21 protein-coding genes are annotated in these 19,104 nt (G+C 71.9%); 15 read left to right on the top strand and 6 right to left on the bottom strand.

Annotated features, from left to right (window positions below):
• The first annotated feature begins 334 nt into the window (after positions 1 to 334).
• From AB0J42_RS11685 to AB0J42_RS11630, 12 genes are all read left to right on the top strand, one after another.
• Positions 335 to 994, top strand: a complete 660-nt coding sequence (locus tag AB0J42_RS11685) for a hypothetical protein (protein ID WP_364291808.1) — start codon at positions 335 to 337, stop codon at positions 992 to 994.
• A 1-nt stretch (position 995) separates the two neighbouring features.
• Positions 996 to 1,712, top strand: coding sequence for a hypothetical protein (locus tag AB0J42_RS11680; protein ID WP_364291805.1), 717 nt, complete (start codon positions 996 to 998; stop codon positions 1,710 to 1,712).
• A complete protein-coding gene (locus tag AB0J42_RS11675) occupies positions 1,709 to 3,004 on the top strand; it encodes an ATPase, T2SS/T4P/T4SS family (RefSeq protein ID WP_364291802.1) in 1,296 nt (431 codons plus the stop codon). Before AB0J42_RS11680 ends, AB0J42_RS11675 begins: the two co-directional genes overlap by 4 nt.
• A 2-nt stretch (positions 3,005 to 3,006) precedes the next feature.
• On the top strand, positions 3,007 to 3,849 hold the full coding sequence (locus AB0J42_RS11670) for a type II secretion system F family protein (protein ID WP_364291832.1): 843 nt from the start codon (positions 3,007 to 3,009) through the stop codon (positions 3,847 to 3,849).
• A complete protein-coding gene (locus tag AB0J42_RS11665; protein WP_364291799.1) occupies positions 3,842 to 4,762 on the top strand; it encodes a type II secretion system F family protein in 921 nt (306 codons plus the stop codon). Before AB0J42_RS11670 ends, AB0J42_RS11665 begins: the two co-directional genes overlap by 8 nt.
• The gene (locus AB0J42_RS11660; RefSeq protein ID WP_364291796.1) at positions 4,763 to 4,996 is read left to right on the top strand and encodes a hypothetical protein; all 234 of its coding nucleotides are present in this window, start codon (positions 4,763 to 4,765) and stop codon (positions 4,994 to 4,996) included.
• Entirely contained in the window at positions 4,993 to 5,424 is a 432-nt protein-coding gene (locus AB0J42_RS11655; RefSeq protein ID WP_364291793.1) for a TadE/TadG family type IV pilus assembly protein, read from the top strand. The genes AB0J42_RS11660 and AB0J42_RS11655 overlap by 4 nt, the downstream gene beginning before the upstream one ends.
• The gene (locus AB0J42_RS11650; RefSeq protein WP_364291790.1) at positions 5,417 to 5,815 is read left to right on the top strand and encodes a TadE/TadG family type IV pilus assembly protein; all 399 of its coding nucleotides are present in this window, start codon (positions 5,417 to 5,419) and stop codon (positions 5,813 to 5,815) included. The genes AB0J42_RS11655 and AB0J42_RS11650 overlap by 8 nt, the downstream gene beginning before the upstream one ends.
• Complete coding sequence (locus tag AB0J42_RS11645) at positions 5,812 to 6,222, top strand: flp pilus-assembly TadE/G-like family protein (RefSeq protein ID WP_364291787.1); 411 nt, start codon at positions 5,812 to 5,814, stop codon at positions 6,220 to 6,222. The genes AB0J42_RS11650 and AB0J42_RS11645 overlap by 4 nt, the downstream gene beginning before the upstream one ends.
• A gap of 75 nt (positions 6,223 to 6,297) precedes the next feature.
• A complete protein-coding gene (locus tag AB0J42_RS11640; protein ID WP_364291784.1) occupies positions 6,298 to 9,096 on the top strand; it encodes a hypothetical protein in 2,799 nt (932 codons plus the stop codon).
• Positions 9,097 to 9,244: 148 nt separating this feature from the next.
• Positions 9,245 to 9,892 carry a hypothetical protein gene (locus tag AB0J42_RS11635; protein ID WP_364291781.1) on the top strand — a complete coding sequence of 216 codons (648 nt, stop codon included), beginning with the start codon at positions 9,245 to 9,247 and terminating at the stop codon, positions 9,890 to 9,892.
• On the top strand, positions 9,889 to 10,806 hold the full coding sequence (locus AB0J42_RS11630) for a hypothetical protein (RefSeq protein WP_364291778.1): 918 nt from the start codon (positions 9,889 to 9,891) through the stop codon (positions 10,804 to 10,806). The genes AB0J42_RS11635 and AB0J42_RS11630 overlap by 4 nt, the downstream gene beginning before the upstream one ends.
• A gap of 2 nt (positions 10,807 to 10,808) precedes the next feature.
• On the opposite strand, the gene AB0J42_RS11625 is transcribed toward AB0J42_RS11630, so the two are convergent.
• From AB0J42_RS11625 to AB0J42_RS11615, 3 genes are all read right to left on the bottom strand, one after another.
• Entirely contained in the window at positions 10,809 to 11,309 is a 501-nt protein-coding gene (locus AB0J42_RS11625) for a methylated-DNA--[protein]-cysteine S-methyltransferase (RefSeq protein WP_364291775.1), read from the bottom strand.
• On the bottom strand, positions 11,306 to 12,697 hold the full coding sequence (locus AB0J42_RS11620) for a DNA-3-methyladenine glycosylase 2 family protein (RefSeq protein ID WP_364291772.1): 1,392 nt from the start codon (positions 12,695 to 12,697) through the stop codon (positions 11,306 to 11,308). Before AB0J42_RS11620 ends, AB0J42_RS11625 begins: the two co-directional genes overlap by 4 nt.
• A gap of 120 nt (positions 12,698 to 12,817) precedes the next feature.
• Positions 12,818 to 13,393 carry a TetR/AcrR family transcriptional regulator gene (locus tag AB0J42_RS11615; RefSeq protein ID WP_364291769.1) on the bottom strand — a complete coding sequence of 192 codons (576 nt, stop codon included), beginning with the start codon at positions 13,391 to 13,393 and terminating at the stop codon, positions 12,818 to 12,820.
• Positions 13,394 to 13,478: 85 nt separating this feature from the next.
• On the opposite strand from AB0J42_RS11615, the gene AB0J42_RS11610 reads away from it, so the two are divergent.
• Positions 13,479 to 13,850 carry a DUF4267 domain-containing protein gene (locus AB0J42_RS11610; RefSeq protein WP_364291766.1) on the top strand — a complete coding sequence of 124 codons (372 nt, stop codon included), beginning with the start codon at positions 13,479 to 13,481 and terminating at the stop codon, positions 13,848 to 13,850.
• 6 nt (positions 13,851 to 13,856) lie between these two features.
• Here the strand turns inward: AB0J42_RS11610 and AB0J42_RS11605 are convergent, their stop codons facing one another.
• From AB0J42_RS11605 to AB0J42_RS11595, 3 genes are all read right to left on the bottom strand, one after another.
• Positions 13,857 to 14,783: an NYN domain-containing protein gene (locus AB0J42_RS11605; RefSeq protein WP_364291763.1), complete on the bottom strand. Its 927-nt coding sequence runs from the start codon at positions 14,781 to 14,783 to the stop codon at positions 13,857 to 13,859.
• A gap of 125 nt (positions 14,784 to 14,908) precedes the next feature.
• Positions 14,909 to 15,118 carry an acyl-CoA carboxylase subunit epsilon gene (locus tag AB0J42_RS11600; protein ID WP_364291760.1) on the bottom strand — a complete coding sequence of 70 codons (210 nt, stop codon included), beginning with the start codon at positions 15,116 to 15,118 and terminating at the stop codon, positions 14,909 to 14,911.
• Complete coding sequence (locus AB0J42_RS11595) at positions 15,115 to 16,701, bottom strand: acyl-CoA carboxylase subunit beta (protein ID WP_364291757.1); 1,587 nt, start codon at positions 16,699 to 16,701, stop codon at positions 15,115 to 15,117. The genes AB0J42_RS11600 and AB0J42_RS11595 overlap by 4 nt, the downstream gene beginning before the upstream one ends.
• A gap of 36 nt (positions 16,702 to 16,737) precedes the next feature.
• Between AB0J42_RS11595 and AB0J42_RS11590 the strand changes: the two genes are divergently transcribed.
• Complete coding sequence (locus AB0J42_RS11590) at positions 16,738 to 17,511, top strand: ABC transporter ATP-binding protein (RefSeq protein WP_364291754.1); 774 nt, start codon at positions 16,738 to 16,740, stop codon at positions 17,509 to 17,511.
• A complete protein-coding gene (locus AB0J42_RS11585; protein WP_364291751.1) occupies positions 17,508 to 19,070 on the top strand; it encodes a hypothetical protein in 1,563 nt (520 codons plus the stop codon). The genes AB0J42_RS11590 and AB0J42_RS11585 overlap by 4 nt, the downstream gene beginning before the upstream one ends.
• The last annotated feature ends 34 nt before the right edge of the window (positions 19,071 to 19,104 follow it).

Below are 19,104 nucleotides of genomic sequence, written 5' to 3'. Positions count from 1 at the left end.
GACCAACATCGCCGCCGCCACCGATCACTACCGCAGCCACCCAGCCGACGGCCTTCAGCTACTCGGTCTCACCATCTGAGAACGCTTCGACCCTGGGAGCATGGCGAAGGGATAAATCACCAAAAATCCCGGAGTAAAGGCCCGTGCAATATTTTCGAGCCATATAACGAGATCAATCTGGGTCGTCAACCCGCTAGACACGATAGGCATTGATTGTGGCCGATTCTCAGACGTACACCTGCGAAACCAGCATGGTTCCTCGCATTCGCTCCCCACCTCCGCGACGCGATGCACATAATGGCGGGCATTCGACGATTCACTTGTGGGAGCCCGATTGAGGACCAGTGAAAAGCCCGCCGTCAACACGGCCGGGTTGTCAGGCCCGGCCTCGCGCAAGCTTCCGGTGCCGCCGCGCGAGCGCAAGCCGGCCCTGGCCGCGCTCGCTGTGCTTCTGATCCTGGGCGGCGCGCTGGCCACCACCCTGCTCGTGCTGCGCAGCGGCGACCGGGTCTCCGCGATCCGGATCACCGAGCAGATCGGCGCCGGCCAGCGGTTCACCGCCGCCGCGCTCGAAGAGGTGCAGGTCGCCGACACGGGCGTCGACTTCGTCAGCTGGTCGCAGCGCGAGCAGGTGCTCAAGAGCTTCGCGGCCGTCACGATCCTGCCCGGCACCCTCCTGACGAACGCGATGGGCGTCAAGGAGAGCGCCGAGCTCGGCCCCGGCAAGGCCAAGGTGGGCCTGGCGCTCAAGCCGGGCCAGCTGCCGGCGGGCCTGCGCGCCGGCGACCGCGTCCAGGTGGTGTACGTGCCGAACCGCGGCAGCGGCGACGACAGCCGCGTCCTCGCGCAGAGCGCCCTGGTCCACCACGTGGGCGACGGTGGCCGGAGCGGCGGCCAGATCACCGTGATCGTCGACAGCGAGGTCTCGCCGGTGGTGCTGCGCCACGCCTCCAGCGGGGAGATCGCCGTCGCCGAGCTGCCGGGAGCGCGCTGACGTGGCCTTGATCGTGCTGGCCGCCGACAAGGGGGCACCGGGGGTGACGACGGCCGCGACGGCGCTGGCCGCGGTCTGGCCGCGCGCCGTGCTGCTGGCCGAGTGCGACCCCGCGGGCGGCGACCTGGCCTACCGGCTGCCCGCCGCCGACGGCGGCGTCCTCAACCCGGGCCGGGGCCTGCTGACGCTCGGCGCGACCGCCCGGCGCGGTCTCGAACCCGGGCAGCTCCACGCGCACACCCAGAAGGTCATCGGAGGGCTGGACGTGCTGGTCGGTCTGACCCACGGCGAGCAGGCGGCCGGGCTCACCTGGCTGTGGGGCCCGCTGGGCCGCGCGTTCGCCGCCCTGCCGGAGGCCGACGTGATCGCCGACTGCGGGCGTCTCGGCGCCCACCCGCAGCTCGGCGACCTGATGGCGGAGGCCGACCAGGTGGTGCTGCTCACCCGGGCCTCCCTCGACCACGTCGCCCACTTGCGCGAACGCCTGTCGATCAGCAAGGCGCACGGCGTCGCGGTGATCGCCGACCCGCGCAACTACCGCGCCTCGATCGAGGAGGTGCGCCGGATCGTCGGCCCGTACGTGGGGTTCGTGCACGGGCTGGCCCACGATCCGAAGGGGGCCGAGCTGCTGCGCGGCCAGTGGGGCGGCAGGCTCGACCGTTCGCTGCTCATCCGTACGGCGCGCGACCTCGCGGGACGGCTGGTGAGCCACCGATGATCGACCACAGCCTCGTCAAGCGGTTCCGGCAGGAGGTCGGCGACCGGCTGGCCCACCAGCGCAGGCTCGACCAGGCCAACGGCGTGCCGCCGATGACCGGGGAGGACGAGCGCCAGTTCGCCCGCGCGCTGATCTCCCAGGTGCTGGAGGAGCACGCCCGCAGCGAGATCGGTCTCGGCCGTACGCCGCCCACCGTCGAGGAGGAGGAGGCGCTCGCGGCCGGGATCCACGCCGCGCTGTTCGGCGTGGGCCGTCTGCAGCCGCTCCTGGACGACCCCCAGGTGGAGAACATCGACATCAACGGCTGCGACCGCGTGTTCGTCAGCTACGCCGACGGCCAGGAGCTCATGCACGACCCGGTGGCCGAGTCCGACGAGGAGCTGATCGAGCTGATCCAGATCCTCGCGGCTTACTCGGGGCTGTCGAGCCGGCCGTTCGACACCGCCAACCCGCAGCTCGACCTGCGCCTGCCCGACGGGTCGCGGATGAGCGCGGTGATGGACGTGACGGTGCGGCCGGCGGTGTCGATCAGGCGGGCGCGGCTCGGCAAGGTCTTTCTTTCTGACTTAGTCGGAAATGGCACCATAAGCCCGGAGATTGGGCGTTTTCTGACGGCCGCCGTGGCCGCCAGGAAGAACATCATGATCGCCGGATCCACCAACGCCGGAAAGACCACGCTGCTGCGCGCGCTGGCCAACGAGATCCCGCCCGCCGAACGTCTCATCACCGTCGAGCGCGCCCTCGAACTCGGCCTCGACCAGTTCGCCGAACTCCACCCGAACGTCGTCGCCTTCGAACAACGCCTGCCCAATTCCGAAGGCCAGGGCGAAATCAGCATGGCCGAACTCGTCCGCAGATCACTGCGTATGAACCCGAGCCGCGTCATCGTCGGCGAGGTGCTCGGCGACGAGATCGTCACCATGCTCAACGCGATGACCCAGGGCAACGACGGCAGCCTGTCGACCATCCACGCCAACTCCAGCATGGAGGTCTTCAACCGCATCGCCACCTACGCGCTCCAGGCCAGCGAACGGCTGCCCATCGACGCCACCCACATGCTCATCGCCGGCGCGATCGACTTCGTCGTCTTCATCGAGAAGCGCAACGACTACCACCGCGGCGGCACCCTGCGCCGCTTCGTCTCCAGCGTCCGCGAGGTCAACGGCTGCGACGGCCGCGTGCTGTCCAGCGAGGTCTTCATCCCCGGCCCCGACGGCGCCGCCGTGCCGCACGCGCCGGTCTCCTGCCTGGAGGAGCTCATGGCCCACGGCTACCACCCGGGAGGCTGGTGACCATGCCGGGCCTCGACCCGCTCGCCCTGCTCACCGGCGCCGTCACCGGCGGCGGCCTGTTCCTGCTCGTGCTCTCCCTGTACGGGATGCCGCCCCGCCCGTCGAAACCCAAGGGCCACCTCCTCCGTACGCTGACCACCCGCACCGCGGTGGCCGCGGTCGCCGCCGTCGTCGTCCTGGCGGTCACCCGCTGGCCCGTGGCCGCGGTCGGCACCGTGCTGCTGGTGTTCGCCTGGCGCGGCCTGTCCGGCGGCGCCGCCGAGGAACGGGCCGCCATGCGCCGCCTGGAGGCGCTGGCCGCCTGGACCGAGTCGCTGCGCGACACCATCGCCGGCGCGGCCGGGCTGGAGCAGGCCATCCCGTCCTCCATCAGGGCCGCCGCGCCCTCGCTCCGCCCCCACCTGCGCGCGCTGGTCGACCGGCTGCACACCCGGATGGCGCTGTCCGACGCGCTCAGCCGGTTCGCCGACGACCTCGACGACCCCTCCGCCGACCTGGTCGTGGCCGCGCTCGTGCTGAACTCCAAGCTGCGCGGCCCCGGCCTGCGCGACGTGCTCGGCGCGCTCGCCGTCTCCGCCCGCGAGGAACTCGACATGCGCCGCCGGGTCGAGGCCGAGCGCCGCGCCACCCGCCGCAGCGTGCAGATCGTGGTGGGCACCGCGCTGGCCTTCGCCGCCCTCCTCGTCGTTTTCAACCCGTCGTACGTACAGGAGTACGACGACGCGCTCGGCCAGGCCGTCCTCGTGGTGGTCGCGGGCCTGTTCGGCGCCGGGTTCGCATGGATGCGGCGGCTCGCCAGGTTCGACAAGCCGAGCCGGCTGCTGATCGGAGGCGATCATGGTTGAGGGCGTGCTGGCCGGCGGCGTGCTGGGCCTCGGCCTCTTTCTCCTGGTACGGGCGATCTTCCCGGCCCGGCCCGGCCTGGTGAGCAGGCTGCTGGCGCTGGACGCGGTCCGCGAGAGCACCGACGCCCCCCGGATCAGCCTCCTGCTGCCCGAGGAGGAGGTCGGCTCGTTCCGCCGCGGCCTCGGCGCGCGGCTGGCTGCCCTCTACGCGGCGCGCGGCTGGGAGGCCCGGTCCGTCAAGTCCGACCTGGCGCTGGTGGGCCGCTCGTTCGAGGGCTTCCTGGCGACCAAGGCGCTGCTGGCGGCCAGCGGGCTGCTGGCGTTCCCGCTGCTGTTCGGCTGGCTGCTGCTGATGGGGTGGGGCGCGTCTCCGGCCGTCCCGTTCTGGGTGGCGGTGCTGGCCGCGGGCGTCTTCTTCTTCCTGCCCGATCTCCAGATCCGCAAGGAGGCTGCGGCCCGGCGGCGCGACTTCCGCCACGTGGTCGGCGCCTTCCTCGACCTGGTGTCCATGAACCTGGCCGGGGGCCGCGGCGTGCCCGAGGCCCTGATGATGGCGGTCTCGGTCAGCGGCGACCAGCCGAACTGGGCGATGGCCCGCATCCGCGACGCGCTCAGCGGCGCCAGGATCGTCGGCATCACCCCCTGGCAGGCGCTCGGCCAGCTCGGCGAGGAGCTCAACGTCGACGAGCTGCGCGACCTGTCGGCGGCGCTCGGCCTGGTCGCCGAGGACGGTGCCAAGGTGCGCTCCTCCCTGACCGCGCGGGCGGCCACGCTGCGCCGCCGCGAGCTCGCCGAGATCGAGGGCCGGGCGGGCGAGCGCTCACAGTCGATGCTGGTCGCCCAGCTCCTGCTCTGCGCCGGTTTCGTGATCTTCCTCAGTTTCCCCGCCGCTATGAAGATGTTGGGGTCCTAAATGAACCATCCGTGGATCATCTACGCCATCGCCCTGCTGCACGTGCGCATCCACCGCGCCCGCACCGCCCCGAGCCGCGGCGCCTCCGCCGTGGAATGGGTCATCATCACGGCCATCATCGCCGGGGTCGCGCTCGGCCTCGCCACCCTGATCAGAGGGCTCGTCGAAGGCAAACAGGCCGAGATCGAGGGCAGCTTCGGCGGCGGGGGCGGCGACGGCGGCGGAGACCCGTGAGCCGGCGGCGCCCGCGCGACGGCGGCGCGACCGTGATCGAGCTGGCCCTGCTGATGCCCGTCGTGCTCGCCGTGGTGCTGCTGATCGTGCAGGTGGCGCTCTGGTTCCACGGCCGCCAGGTCGCCGAGGCCGCCGCCCGGGAAGGCGCCCGCGTCGCCCGCGCCGCTCCCTTCGACTCCGGCGGCTGGGAACAGGAGGCCACGTCCCAGGCCAGGGACGTGATCACGGCAATCGGCCCGCGGCTGCTGTCCGACGCGCAGATCGAAACCGAGGAGCGGGAGCCCGACGAGCGCCACGTCACCGTGACGGGCAGCGCCGTCCAGGTCATCCCGCTGCTCCCGGAGCTGGCGTTCACCATCACCGCCACGGCCGGCGGGCCGGTCGAATGCTTCCGCCCCGACGACGGAGGAGGCGACTGCGGTGAGTGACCGCAACCGGGACCGGGGGTCGATGGCTGTCGAGACCGTGATGCTGGCGCCGATCTTCCTGCTGTTCCTGCTCTTCCTGACCGGGGCGGGACGGCTGGTCGAGGCCCAGGGCGAGGTGAACGGCGCGGCCAGGGACGCCGCCAGAGCCGCCTCCGTCCAGCGCACGCTCGGCGAGGCCGAATCGGCGGCCCGCGAGATCGCCACCGCCGCGCTCGAAGGCCAATGCGCGGGCCCGGCGGTCTCGCTCGACGGCTCCCGCTGGGAGGAGGGCGGCGAGGTCCGCGCCGAGGTCACCTGTCAGCTCGACCTCGGGTTCCTCGGGTTCGGCGCGGCCAAGACCATGACCGGCACCGCGGTGGTGCCGCTGGAGCAGTTCCGGAGGGTGGAGTGAGACGGGGTGAGCGCGGGTCGATGTCGGTGTTCACCGTGCTCTTCTCCGTCGTGGTGTTCCTGCTGGCCGGGCTGCTCGTGGACGGCGGGGCGGCGATCAACGCCCGGCTGCGCGCCGCCGACATCGCCGAGCAGGCCGCCCGCGCCGGCGCCGACCAGGTCGACGTGGACCAGCTCCGCGAGAACGGCGAGGTCCGCCTGCTGGGCGAGGCCGAGGTGTGCGCCAGGGCAGGCGAGGTCGCCGACGCCCACGAGGACGACGGCATCACGATGGCCGCCTGCACCGTCGACGGCGAGCAGGTCGCGGTCACCGTCGGAGTGCCCTGGACGGCGTTCTTCCTCGGCGCGATCGGCTTTTCCGGCTCCGAGATGCGGGCGGAGGCCACCGCCGCGCCCGAAGCACAGTGAGCCAGACCGATTGGGACCGGTCAGTGGAGAAAGCACCCGGCCAGCCGGGACGCTGAACGTGAGAAGGGAGTGGTGATGCCAGGTCCGGCTCAGCACGGGCGCCCCCGGACGCCCGTACGCATCCCCGACAGACGCCGCTTCCGCGACGTCCTGGCCGGGGTCGGCGCGCTCGCGCTGCTGCTGGCGCTCGTCGGCGGCGTCCCGTACGCGCTGATGCTGTTCGTCGGGCCGCCGATCGGCCCCGAACTGCTCGACCTCGACCTGCTCACCACCCGCATCGGGCCGAGCACCGTCACGGCGCTGCTGGTCCTGCTCGTCTGGCTGGCCTGGCTGCAGCTGTTCGCGTGCGTGGTGGTCGAGGTGTACGCGGGTGTGCGGCGCGTCGGGATGCCCGCCAGGGTGCCGCTGTCAGGCGGTACGCAGGCGCTGGCGAACAAGCTGGTCACAGCCGCGCTCGTGCTGTTCACCACCGGAGCCGCGATGACGCCGATCGCCAGACTTGCCACCCCGCCGCCTGCCATGCCGCCGGTGACGGCCGTCGCGTTCACCGCGCCGGTCGTCGAGCAGCAGGTGACGGACCACCAGCGGACCAAGAAGGTGTACGTGGTGCAGCCGCCGCACGGCCGCCACCACGAAAGCCTGTGGGAGATCGCCGAGAAGTGCCTCGGCGACGGCCGGCGCTACCCCGAGATCTTCCGGCTCAACCAGCACAAGGAACAGCCCGACGGGTCCCGCCTGCGGATGGCCGACCTGATCAGGCCCGGATGGGTGCTCGACATGCCGGACGACGCCCGCAACACCCACATCGTCCCCGCCGGCCAGGCCAGAGCCCAGACCCTCAAGGAACACCCCGGCCCGCCCGAGAAGTCCTCCGACCGGCAGAAGGGCGACCGGGGCGCGGCCGAACAGAACGGGCGCGGTTCCGACGACCGGCGCGGCAAGCACGGTGACGGCCGGGGAGAGCAAGGCTCCGGCGAGCGGGGCGCGGACGGTCAGCGGGGCCGCGGCTCCGGCGACCAGGGCGCGTCCGACCAACGCGCGTCCGACCAGGGCGCGTCCGACCAGGGCGGGCGTGGTTCCGAGCTGGGCTCGGACGAGACGCAAGGCACCGGGGCGGTGTTCTTGGACTTCCTCGCCGGGGCGTCGCTGGCCGCCGCCGGGCTGCTGGCGCTGCTCGCCGTGAGGCGGCGTGAGCAGCTCTGGCGCCGGCTGACAGGGCACCGGGTGGCCCGGCCGCGCGGTGACGCCGCCGAAGCCGAGGTGGCGCTGAGGCTGGGCGCCGACAAGCCGGGCGCCCGCATCCTCGACCTCGGGCTCCGGATACTCGGCGCCGCGCTGGGCTCCCAGGGCCGCACCCCGCCCACCGTCTACGCCGCCCACCTGTCGGCGCGCTCCCTCGACCTGTGGATCCACCCGCCGGACGAGCACCCGCCAGCCCCGTGGACGGCCGACGACAGCGGCCAGGTGTGGCGGCTGAGCGCCGAGGAGGGCCGCCGGCTGGACCATCAGGCGGGCGGCGCCCCGTACCCGGGACTGGTGTCGATCGGCACCGACCGGAGCGGCCGGGTGCTGGTCGACCTGGAGGCGGCGCAGGGCCTGATCAACATCCGCGGCCCGCAGACCACGGCGGCGCTCGCCGCGCTCGCCGTGGAGCTGGCCACCAACCGGTGGTCCGACCGCATGCGGATCACGCTCGTCGGCTTCGGCGACGAGCTGACCGCGATCGCCCCTGACCGGATCAGGGCGGTCGGCAGCCTGGCCGAGGTGCTGCCGGAGCTGGAGTCGACCGCCGCCCCCCGCCGCGAGGTGCTGACGGGCCGGATCAGCGGACGTCCCGGCGTCGCCCACTATCTGCTGTCGGCGGTGGCGCCCACCCACGAGGAGGCCCGCCGCCTGGCGCTGCTCGCCCGTAACGACTCGGCCGGGTACGTGGTGGCCGGTGACGTGCCGCACGCCACCTGGACCTGGGAGATCACCGAGGACGGCACGGCCAAGCTGCCGGAGCTGGGCTTCGAGGTGACCGCCCAGCTGCTGCCGCGCCGCCACTACCGGGCGCTGGTCGACCTGTTCCGCACCGCCGACCGGCTCGACGGCGAGCCCGTCCCCGGCCCGGAGCCGCTGGCGGACCTCCGCCCGCCCGCGGTCGAGATCAGGATCCTCGGCCCCGTCGAGGTCGCCGGCCCCGAACCGCTCGAAGAGGGCCGGATGGAGCTGGCCACCGAGATGCTCGTCTACCTCGCCACCCACCCGGGCGGCGTGCATCCGGCCGTGCTCGGCGGCGTGCTGTGGCCGCGCGGCGTGCAGCCGATGGTCCGGGACGCCGCGATCGCCCGGGTGGTCAACTGGCTCGGCCGCGAGCATCTGCGCGTCGACGAGTCGGGGCGGCTCTCGCTCGGGCCGGGCGTGCGGACCGACTGGGCGCTCTTCCGTGAGCTGGTACGCCGCTCGCACGGCGACGCGCTGGCCCGGACCGTACTGCTGGAGAAGGCGCTCGGTCTGGTCAGAGGCCCGCTGCTGAGGGGCCGCCCGCGGGGCCGGTACGCGTGGCTGGCCGCGGACGAGCTGGAGTACGACGTGGCGGCGGAGGTGGCCGACGCGGCCCGCCGCCTGTGTGAGATCCGGCTCGGCGAGGGGGAGCCGGACGCCGCGATCGCCGCCGTACGGGCCGCGCTGCTGCTCGCCGCCGACGACGAGAGCCTCTGGCGCGACCTGCTGCGCGCCGCCCACGCGACCGGCGACCTGGCCCGGCTGCGGGCCGTCATCGAGGGGCTGACCAGGCGCGCCGCCGGCGGCCTCGCCCCGGAAACCGAGGCGCTGATCGACGAGCTGCTGCCGTCGTGGCGCGTCCACCTCGTCAGGGAGTCCACCGCATGAATCCGACCACCCCCGCACAGTCACGACATATCCGCCCCAGCAGAAGCCCGGCGGCCTCGCCGCTGCCGGGGTGCGTTCATCTCATCGCGGCCCCGAAGCCGGGGCGCGGCCACCACGCCTGGCCTCCTTCTCGCCAGGGGGGTGCCGCATGAGGAAGATGACGGTCGGGCTGGTGCTGCTGATGCTCGCGGGATGCGGGCAGGCCACCGAGCGGACGTACCAGCCGCAGGAGGCCGCGCCCGCGACCGGCGAGGCGCAGAAGGAGACCGCGCCCGCCACGGACGAGGCCGCTCCCGAGACCAGCGCGCCGAGTGAGTCGCCGTCGGTGTCGGCACGCGCTCCGCGGCCCGCGTCCGCGCAGGTCGGCGACCTCAAGGTGCGGTTCGACTGGCCGGAGAAGGACACCGCGCTGCTGCGGCTCTTCCCCGAGTACTACGTCGCCATGTACCGGGCGGTGATCGAGGGGGACAACGGCTTTCTCGACCATGTCGTCCTGGACTACCGGCCCAGGGCGCTCCAGTGGGCGAGCGAGTTCACCGACGCCGGTGAGGTCGTGGCGGGCCGGTCACGGCTGTACCGGATGAAGGTGAACGCGGTCGTCGGCAAGGGCGCCGAGGTCGACACCTGCGTGGACGAGAGGGCGATGAAGGTCGTCTCCGCGGACACGGGCGAGCCGGTCAAGCCGCAGCCCACCGAGCTGCGCAGGCCGTACCTGCAGCGCATCTTCGCCCACAAGGACGGCGACGGGGTCTGGCGCATCAAGCTGATCGGTTACGACCCGGAGGGCTGCTCATGAAACCGCTGATCGTGCTGGCCGCCGCCGGGTCGCTGCTGATCGGCGCCGCTCCGCCGGACGACGAAGTGAAGGTCGGCGGCTCCCAGCGGGGCCGCTCGGCCGGGGTCGTCCTGGAACACTCCAAGATCACTATTTCCGGCGACACCAAGAACGGCCGGACCGACGGCTACCAGATGCGCAGCCCCTGCTGGTACGAGCCGGACGCCAACGCCGAGGAGATGTTCAAACGGAAGTCCGACGCGCGCAACAACCTCGGCTGGGCCCAGAAGGACGAGGAGGGCTTCCTCGAATTCGTCGAGCAGTTCAAGGAGAAGCTCGGCCAGCCGGGCATGTGGTGGACTCCCTCGTACAACAGCGGAGACCCGAAGGGCGCGGCCTGCTGGGCGGGGCTGGAACAGTTCGTGTTCGTGCCGCCCGGCGAGACGCCGCCGAGCGGGGTCACGATCCAGGAGCTGGCCGAGATCGCCAGGGCGGCGCTGACCGTCCCGGAGGGCAAGGTCCAGCTCAACCCGGCGGCCAAGAGCTACGTCAACCTGCCGACGTTCGTCTGGCTGGAGGGCATCGGCGACACCACCCGGTCGGTGACCGCGACCCTGCCCGGCGTCATGAGCGCCACCGTGACAGCGACCCTGCGCGACATCAAGATCGACGCCGGCACGGGCAGCGACCGGGCCGAGGTCCGCGAGGACGGCTGCGGCACGTCGGGCCGCCCGTACGCGCGGGGCGCCGACTTCACCTGCGGCGTGCGCTACCTGCGGGCCTCGATCGACCAGCCGCGCGAGGTGTACGAGCTGACGGTGACGAGCGTCTGGCAGGTGGCGGTGACGGGGGCGGACATCCAGTTCGACCCGATCCAGGTGGAGGCGTCCGCGGACGTCCCGGTAGGCGAGGTCCAGAGCAACGTCCGCCCCTAGCCTCAGCCGCGTCCGGACTCGTGGGCGAGGAGCCATTCCTTGATCGCGACGCCGTAGTAGTAGCCGCCGAAGCCGCCCGTGGAGGGCAGGACGCGGTGGCAGGGGACGAACGGGGCGATCAGGTTCTGGGCGCAGGCGCCGCCTGCCGCTCGTGCCGCCGAGCGGGGCAGGCCGGCGCGTTCGGCGAGGTCGGCGTAGGTGACGGTGGTGCCTGCTCTGACCTGGCGCAGGGCCTGGTGGAGGGCTTTGCGGCGGGCGGAGCCGGGCTGTTCGGCCGGGATGGCGTCCAGGGCGTCGAGGTCGCCGGCGAAGTAGGCGCGCACCGCGCGGGAGGCCGGGCCGAGGTCGTCGACCACGGTCAGGCCCTCGGCCTGGAGGGCGGGCGAGAGCCGGGCGAACATCTCCTTCGGGTCGGCGGTGAAGCCGGCGGCGAGGAGCACGCCGTCGCGGGCCAGTACGGACAGCTCCCCGATCGGGGTGGGCAGGATCTGTGCGTCGATCATCGGTGACTCCAGAGGTGCAGGGCGGCGTAGGCCCGCCAGGGCCGCCACCGCTCCAGGTGATCCTTCGGGATGCCCAGCTCGGCCATGCGCCGGACCAGCACCAGGTCGCCGGAGGGCCAGGCGTCGGGGTCGCGCAGCGCGCGCAGGGCGATGTAGCCGGCGGTCCACGGGCCGATGCCGGGGACCGCGAGCAGTTCCTTGACCGCCTCGGCGGGCTCCTGGGCGCCGTCGAGGTCGATCAGGCCGCCGGCCACGCGGCCGGCCAGCTCTTTCAGGGTGGTGATGCGCCTGCCGGTGAGCCCGAGGCCGGTCAGGTCGGCGTCGAGCAGTTCGGCGGGGGTGGGGAAGAGCCGCCCGTCCTGGCCCGCCCGGCCGACGATCCGGCCGAGCAGCGTGCGGGCGCCCGCGACGGAGATCTGCTGGCCGACGACGGCCCGTACGGCCAGCTCGAAGCCGTCGAACGTGCCCGGCACCCGCAGCCCGGGCCTGGCCTCGACGAGCGGGGCCAGCGAGGTGCGGCCGAGCGCGTCGCTGATGGCGTCCGGGTCGGCGTCCAGGTCCAGCAGGCGGCGGCAGCGGGCGACGACGCGGGCGAGCTGCCGGGTGTCGTCCACGGTGACGTCCAGCGCGACGTGGCCGGGGCGCGGGGTGAGCGTGATCGTGCCGCCGGGGACGGCTCGGCTGTAGCCGTTCGCGTCCGCGGTCTCCAGGCCGGGGATCGCGCGGGCGGCCAGGAACGACAGGACGCCTTCGACGTCGTACGGCTCGCGATGGTGGAGCCTGAGCCGGAGCGCCGAGCCGGGCGCGGCGGCGGGACCGCCGGCGGTGGCGCGCAGCGCGCTCGGTGAGAAGCCGTACGTCTCGCGCATGGTGGCGTTGAACTGCCGGACGCTGCCGAACCCGGCGGCGAAGGCGACGTCCGTGACCGGCAGCGCCGTCTCCGTCAGCAGTTGCTTGGCCAGCAGCAGCCGCCTGGTCCTGGCCACCGCGAGCGGCCCGACGCCGAGTTCGGCGGTGAACAGCCGGTGCAGGTGGCGTTCGGTGATGTGGAGCCGGCGGGCCAGCCCGGCCACGCCGTCCTCGTCGGCGGCGCCGTCGTCGATGAGCCGCAGCGCCCGGCCGATCAGGTCGCCGCGGACGTCCCAGCCGGGGTCGCCGGGGGAGAGCTCGGGCCGGCAGCGCTTGCACGGCCGGAACCCGGCCGCCTCCGCGGTCGCGGCATGCCGGTAGAACCGCACGTTCCTGGCGGCCGGCGTGCGTGCCGGGCAGATCGGGCGACAGTAGATGCCCGTCGTCTTCACCGCCGTGTAGAAACGTCCGTCGAAGCGGGCGTCCCGCGCCGAGACGGCCCGGTAGCAGGCGTCGAAGTCGAGCTCCAAGGGCGACATGCTTCCGAGAATAGGCGCCGCCCGCAGGCTCGCCCGGCGGAAATCGGACCTCACCGTGAAATCGCCGATCCGCAGGCAGGAGTGGGTGACTGGCGGAAATCAGACCTGGCGTTCGGGGGGTTAGCGGCGGGACATGCGCCTGATCAGCAGGTCGAGCCGCCGTTCGTGCTCCTCCTCGCGCAGCCTGCCGGCGCGCATGAGCGTGACGAGGCCGTGCAGCCCGCTCCAGAGCGTCTCGGCGAGGGTCTCCAGGTCGTCGTCTCCCGCGATGGGCCGTACGGCTTCGAGCAGCTCGGCGAAGGCCGCCCGCAGGTCGTCGGGGGTCTCGGCGGTGGCGAACGGCAGGGCCGAGGCGTGCGTGAACATCGCGTCGTACAGCGCGGGACGCTGCTCGGCGAAGGCGGCGTAGGCGGCCGCGGCGCGGGCCAGGGCCTGCTCGGGGACGGTCGCGGAGGTGCGGGCGGCGCGCAGCTCGGCGGTGAGCTCGGCGAAGCCCTCCATCGCGACCGCGGCCATGATGGCGTCCTTGCCGGAGAAGTGGCTGTAGAGGACCGGCTGGCTGTATTCGATCTCGGCGGCGAGCCGGCGGGTGGTCACCGCCTCCCAGCCCTCCGCCTCGGCCAGCTCTCGCGCGGCCCGCACGATCAGCCGGTGCCGCTCCGCTCGCTCGCGCTCCCGGCGCGTCTGGGTCGCCATGGGCCGATCCTAGCACTGCTATTTTTCCGGTCGCCGCTATGTTAGCGTCGATCGGAAATCTAGCGTTGACAGCAAGGAGAGGGTCGTGCTCATCGCCGTCGCCTACGGGATGGCCGTCTTACTCGGACTGGCCATCATCGTCATCGGCGTCCGCTTCCTCGTCGTGCCCGGCTCCTCGGCAGCCGCCTTCGGGGTCCCGGCCAAGAAGGACGGAGACGCCGCCTATCTGGCCGTCAAGGGGGTGCGCGACATCACCTGCGGTGTCACCGGCCTAGTCCTGCTCGCCCTCGCGGGCGGCCACGCGGCGGGCCTGTTCATGCTGGCCGCGACCCTGATCCCGCTCGGCGACACCGTCATCGTGCTGAGGCACGGCGGCACGAAGGCGATGGCCTTCGGCGTCCACTCCGCCACGGCCGTGGTCATGCTCGCCGTCGCCGTCCTGCTGCTCACGACCTGAGGCCGCTCACTTCGACGAGACGCCCACCCCGAGGTCGAACTCACGGTAGACGCGGGCCCAGAACCCGTCGCGCAGCCACACCCGCGCCTCCGGGTAGGGCCGCAGCGAGTGGCCCAGCTCCTTCTCGGCCTCGATCAGCAGCTCGGTGTCGATCACGGTCGGCAGGATGGGGCCGGGCAGCAGGTCGCGGATGTTGTCGCGGCCCCGCGTCAGGATCCACTTCTGCGCCACGTGCTCGCCCACGTCCTCCACCCGGGGCCGGCTCGGGCCGAGCTTGGCCACCTGGCCCGGCTTGGCGTGCGGCTTGACCGGCGAGCGGCCCGCGAACACCTGCGCGGGCGAGGGCGCCGCCGAGGCCGGTGGGGCGACCGGCACGGGCTGGGGAGCACGGCTGAAAAAGGGTCTCAGGAAATCAGCACTGATCACTTCAACGGTGTCGGACTCCCACACCAGGCGCTCGGCTTGATTGGTGCCGTACGGCGGCTCCACCCCCCACAGATGGATGCGGACCCCGTACGCCTGAGCGGCCTCCACGGCGGGCACCATGTCCTCGTCGCCGGCCAGCAGAATGGTGTCGGTCACCGCGTGATGCCTGGCCAGCGCCTCCAGATCGCTCCTTATCTGGGCGTCGACGCCCTTCTGCTGGCCGCGCGCGTTCAGATTGCCCAGCCGCACCTTGACCCAGGGCAGCTGGGCGATCACCCGCTGGTCGACGGTGGGCACGCGGTCACGGGCGGCGTCATACCAATAGATCCGCAGGAGCTCACCCGAAATGCGTTCCTCGGCATGTTTCTGGAGGCTCTGGATGAGCTCATCCGCGGCAACCCGATATTCCTTGCGTTCCTTCGCACCAAGCAGCACTTCCCCCGCGGCAGCGTAGAGATAACCGACGTCCACGAGGACGGCGTACTTCGCTGCCACGGGGTGCGGCACTAGATCTGGGATGGCCATGATGTCCTCCAGGCCGCGGTGTTAGTTGATCGGCCGACTATATACGCCTACTTTCTCTAGATAGTCCCAACTCCCAGGGAACTTGACACCCGATTCCCGGGATCTGTCTACGGCAGAGCGCTCATCCGCCAAGCCGCCTTCCCAGGGGTGAGTGGGTTACGCATGCTTCTCGCGGGGTTTCGCCAAGATTGCGTACGGGGTCGCGGCGGCTCGGGCGCGGCGGGCCGCGCCGTGAGGACGGCCACCAGGGCCGCGATCTCCTCGGGCGTGGCGTCGCCGCGCACGATGCGCAGGTGAGGGCGGGGCTGCTCGGTCATAGCGGGATGTTCCCATGCTTCTTGGGCGGGAGCGTGGCGCGCTTGTTGCGCAGCGCCCGCAGCGCCTTGACGATCTGGGCGCGGGTCTCGGAGGGGCGGATCACCGCGTCCACGTAGCCGCGCTCGGCCGCGATGTAGGGGTTGGCCAGCGTGTCCTCGTACTCGGTGACGAGCCGGGCGCGCTCGGTGTCGGGGTCCTCGGAGGCGGCCAGCTCGCGGCGGTAGAGGATGTTGACCGCGCCCTGCGCGCCCATGACGGCGATCTGCGCGGTGGGCCAGGCGAGGTTCACGTCGGCGCCGAGATGCTTGGAGCCCATGACGTCGTACGCGCCGCCGTAGGCCTTGCGGGTGATGACGGTGACCAGCGGGACGGTGGCCTCGGCGTAGGCGTACAGGAGCTTGGCGCCGCGGCGGATGATTCCGTTCCATTCCTGATCCGTACCGGGGAGGAAACCCGGGACATCAACAAAAGTCAGGATGGGGATATTGAAAGCGTCGCATGTCCGAATAAAACGAGCAGCCTTCTCAGAAGCGTCGATATCCAGACATCCGGCGAAATGCATGGGCTGGTTGGCGACCACGCCCACCGGCCGCCCGTCCACCCGGCCGAACCCGACGACCACATTGGGCGCGAACAGCTCCTGCACCTCCAGGAACTCCCCGTCGTCGAGCACGTGCTCGATGACCCGGCGCATGTCGTACGGCTGGTTGGCCGAGTCCGGGATCAGCTCGTCGAGTTCGAGGTCGGGGTCGAGGTCCTCGGCCGCCTCGTACGCGGGGGCCTCGTCGAGGTTGTTGCTGGGCAGGTAGGAGAGCAGCGCCTTGACGTACTCCAGGGCGTCGGTCTCGTCGGCGGCCTGGTAGTGGGCCACGCCCGACTTGGTGTTGTGGGCGTGCGCCCCGCCCAGCTCCTCGAAGGTGACTTCCTCACCGGTGACCGTCTTGATGACGTCCGGGCCGGTGATGAACATGTGGGAGGTCTGGTCGACCATGACCACGAAGTCGGTCAGCGCAGGGGAGTAGACGTGGCCGCCGGCCGCCGCGCCCATGATGAGCGAGATCTGCGGGATGACGCCGGAGGCGTGCACGTTGCGCTTGAAGATCTCCGCGTACAGGCCGAGCGCGACCACGCCCTCCTGGATGCGGGCGCCGCCGCCCTCGTTGATGCCGATGATCGGGCAGCCGGTCTTCAGCGCCATGTCGATCACCTTGACGATCTTCTCGCCGTAGACCTCGCCGAGCGAGCCGCCGAAGACGGAGACGTCCTGTGAGAAGACGCACACCTGCCGGCCGTCGATGGTGCCGTAGCCGGTGATCACGCCGTCCCCGTAGGGACGCTTCTTCTCCAGGCCGAACATCGTCGAGCGGTGCCGGGCGAACTCGTCGAACTCCACGAACGAGCCCTCGTCCAGGAGGGCGAGAACCCGCTCGCGGGCGGTCATCTTGCCCTTGGCGTGCTGCTTCTCGACGGCGGCCGCGGATCCGGCGTGCAGCGCCTCCTCCCGTCGCCGCTCCAGGTCGGCGATCTTCCCAGCGGTAGTGTGAATGTCCGGTTTGTCCGGCAAAGGGGCAACAGCGCTCATGCGCGACAGGGTATTACCTGCTCATAGAGTGGTCGCATGAAGGATGCCGTTCGCACGACCGGCCTGTTCAAGAGGTACGGGCCGCAGGTGGCGGTGGCGGGAGTCGATCTGGTCGTCCCCGCCGGGAGTTTCGCCGGTCTCGTGGGGCCCAACGGCGCCGGGAAGACCACCACGCTCAGCATGATCACCGGGCTGCTCCGGCCCGACGGCGGCCACGCGGAGATCGACGGCTTACACGTCTGGCGCGACCCCGTGGCGGTCAAGGCCCGTATCGGGGTGCTGCCCGAAGGACTGCGCCTGTTCGAGCGGCTGTCCGGCCGAGAGCTCCTCCTCTACAACGGCAGGCTCCGCGGCATCCCCAAGGAGGAGGTCGAGCGGCGCGCCACCGACCTGCTGCGGCTGATGGACCTCACCGAGGCGGCCGACAAGCTCGTCGTCGACTACTCCACCGGCATGCGCAAGAAGATCGGCCTGGCCGCGGCGCTGCTCCACAACCCCTCCGTGCTCTTCCTCGACGAGCCGTTCGAGGGAGTCGACCCGGTCAGCGCCAACACGCTCACCGAGGTGCTGCGCGGCTACACCGAGTCCGGCTCCACCGTGATCTTCTCCAGCCACGTGATGGACCTGGTCGAGCGGCTGTGCGACTGGGTGTCGGTGATGAACCGCGGCCACATCGTCGCCCAGGGCCCGCTGGATCGGGTGCGCGGCGGGCGCAGCCTCAACGAGGCGTTCCTGGAGCTGGTGGGCGGCGGCCCGCAGACCGGCGGCGCCGCCGGGCTGAGCTGGCTCGGGAGGCGGGAGACGCCGTGACCACCGTCCGGCTCTTCGCCGCGCTCAAGCTCCGCCTGCTGGCCGGCAACCTGCGCGGCGACCTCACGCGCAAGCTCGGCTTCGTCTTCACCCTCGTCATGGCCGTCTTCCTGGCCGCGCTCGGCTTCTTCCTGATGAGCCTGGTCCGGCTCGCGCCGCCCGACATCGCCACCGACATCGTCATCCTGGTGTTCAGCCTGTTCCTGGTGAGCTGGATGATCGGGCCGCTGCTGGCGTTCGGCCTGGACGACACGCTCGACCCGGCGCGGCTGGCGCTGTTCCCGCTGCCCACCCGGCAGCTGGCCGTCGGCATGTTCACCGCGTCGGCCACCGGCGTGTGGCCGCTCGCCTCGCTCGTCGTCACGGCCGGGGCGCTCGTCGCGCTCGTCTCCAGCCTCGGCGGGTTCCTGCTCGGGATCCTGGCCGTGCTGCTGCAGTTCGCGCTCTGCCTGGTGGCCTCCCGGCTGGTGACCACCTCGCTCTCCGGCGCGCTGCGCACCCGGCGCGGGCGCGACGTGCTCGCGGTGGCCGCGTTCGCGTCGCTGCTGCTGTTCCAGCTGCCCAACCTGCTGCTCAACAGCAACCTGGGCGACCCGCTGTCCCTGCTGCGCGGGACCGCGGACCTGCTGCGCTGGACGCCCTCCGGCATGACCGCGCACGCGATCGCCGACGGCGGCCTGACCGGCCTCGGCGAGCTGCTGGTGGTGGCGCTCGTGGTGGCGGCCGCCGCCTGGCTGTGGATCAAGGCGCTCAACCGCGCCCTCGTCACGCCCGACGTCTCCAACCAGACCTCTTCCGTACGGCGCGACAGGGGTTTCGTCGACCGGTTCGTGTCCGACGGGCCGCTGGCGGCCGTGGTGACCAAGGAGCTCAAGTACATCCGGCGCGAGCCGCGCTACCGGGTCGTCTGGTTCAGCGGCGTGGTGCTGACCGGGGTGCTGGCGATCTCGTTCAGCCGGTTCGAGGGCTCCGGCGGGCCGGTCCTGCCGATCCTGCTCACCACCCTGGGCGGGCTGATGATGTCGATGCAGATGTGCAACGCGTTCGGCATCGACGGCCGCTCGCTGTGGATGAACGCGGTGGCCTTCGGCTCCGAGCGCGGCCTCAGCCTCGACCTGGCGGGCCGCCACCTGGCCAACGCGCTGGTCGCGGTGCCGGTGCTGCTGCTCATCGCGGTCGTCGCCGGGGTGCTGACCGGCAGTCCCGACGGCATCCTCTGGGCGTTCTGCGCCGGCCTGGGTGTGCTCGGCCTGGGGTTCGGCGTCGGCTCCGTCACCAGCGTGGTCATCCCGTACACCGTCCCCGAGAGAATGAACGCCTTCACCGGCGCCGCGCCCGGCCAGGGCGGGCAGGCGTTCGCCTCGTCGATGGGCGCGATGATCGGCATCTCGCTGCTGGCGCTGCCGTTCCTGGTGCCGATGCTCTTCGGGCTCTACTGGGTGTGCGCGCTCGCCCCGTTCTACGGGCTGGCCGCCGAGGTGCTCGGCCGCCGGCTCGGGGCGCAGCTCGGCTTCGCCCGGATGCCCGAACTCCTCGCGGCGGTGTCGAAACCCGCCTGACCAGTGGTCTAGTCCAATAATTGAGACCCCTTCG

It is taken from the genome of Nonomuraea sp. NPDC049649 (assembly GCF_040675175.1).
Taxonomy (GTDB): domain Bacteria; phylum Actinomycetota; class Actinomycetes; order Streptosporangiales; family Streptosporangiaceae; genus Nonomuraea.
The sequence above is the reverse complement of the archived record's forward strand: the minus strand, read 5'-3'. Positions and strand labels throughout refer to the sequence as shown.

Bases quoted from the DNA above. Each gene is read 5' to 3' on its own strand.
- AB0J42_RS11675 (WP_364291802.1), top strand. From the start codon at position 1,709: ATGATCGACCACAGCCTCGTCAAGCGGTTCCGGCAGGAGGTCGGCGAC.
- AB0J42_RS11670 (WP_364291832.1), top strand. From the start codon at position 3,007: ATGCCGGGCCTCGACCCGCTCGCCCTGCTCACCGGCGCCGTCACCGGC.
- AB0J42_RS11665 (WP_364291799.1), top strand. From the start codon at position 3,842: ATGGTTGAGGGCGTGCTGGCCGGCGGCGTGCTGGGCCTCGGCCTCTTT.
- AB0J42_RS11660 (WP_364291796.1), top strand. From the start codon at position 4,763: ATGAACCATCCGTGGATCATCTACGCCATCGCCCTGCTGCACGTGCGC.
- AB0J42_RS11640 (WP_364291784.1), top strand. From the start codon at position 6,298: ATGCCAGGTCCGGCTCAGCACGGGCGCCCCCGGACGCCCGTACGCATC.
- AB0J42_RS11635 (WP_364291781.1), top strand. From the start codon at position 9,245: ATGAGGAAGATGACGGTCGGGCTGGTGCTGCTGATGCTCGCGGGATGC.
- AB0J42_RS11630 (WP_364291778.1), top strand. From the start codon at position 9,889: ATGAAACCGCTGATCGTGCTGGCCGCCGCCGGGTCGCTGCTGATCGGC.
- AB0J42_RS11625 (WP_364291775.1), bottom strand. From the start codon at position 11,309: ATGATCGACGCACAGATCCTGCCCACCCCGATCGGGGAGCTGTCCGTA.
- AB0J42_RS11620 (WP_364291772.1), bottom strand. From the start codon at position 12,697: ATGTCGCCCTTGGAGCTCGACTTCGACGCCTGCTACCGGGCCGTCTCG.
- AB0J42_RS11615 (WP_364291769.1), bottom strand. From the start codon at position 13,393: ATGGCGACCCAGACGCGCCGGGAGCGCGAGCGAGCGGAGCGGCACCGG.
- AB0J42_RS11600 (WP_364291760.1), bottom strand. From the start codon at position 15,118: ATGACCGAGCAGCCCCGCCCTCACCTGCGCATCGTGCGCGGCGACGCC.
- AB0J42_RS11595 (WP_364291757.1), bottom strand. From the start codon at position 16,701: ATGAGCGCTGTTGCCCCTTTGCCGGACAAACCGGACATTCACACTACC.
- AB0J42_RS11590 (WP_364291754.1), top strand. From the start codon at position 16,738: ATGAAGGATGCCGTTCGCACGACCGGCCTGTTCAAGAGGTACGGGCCG.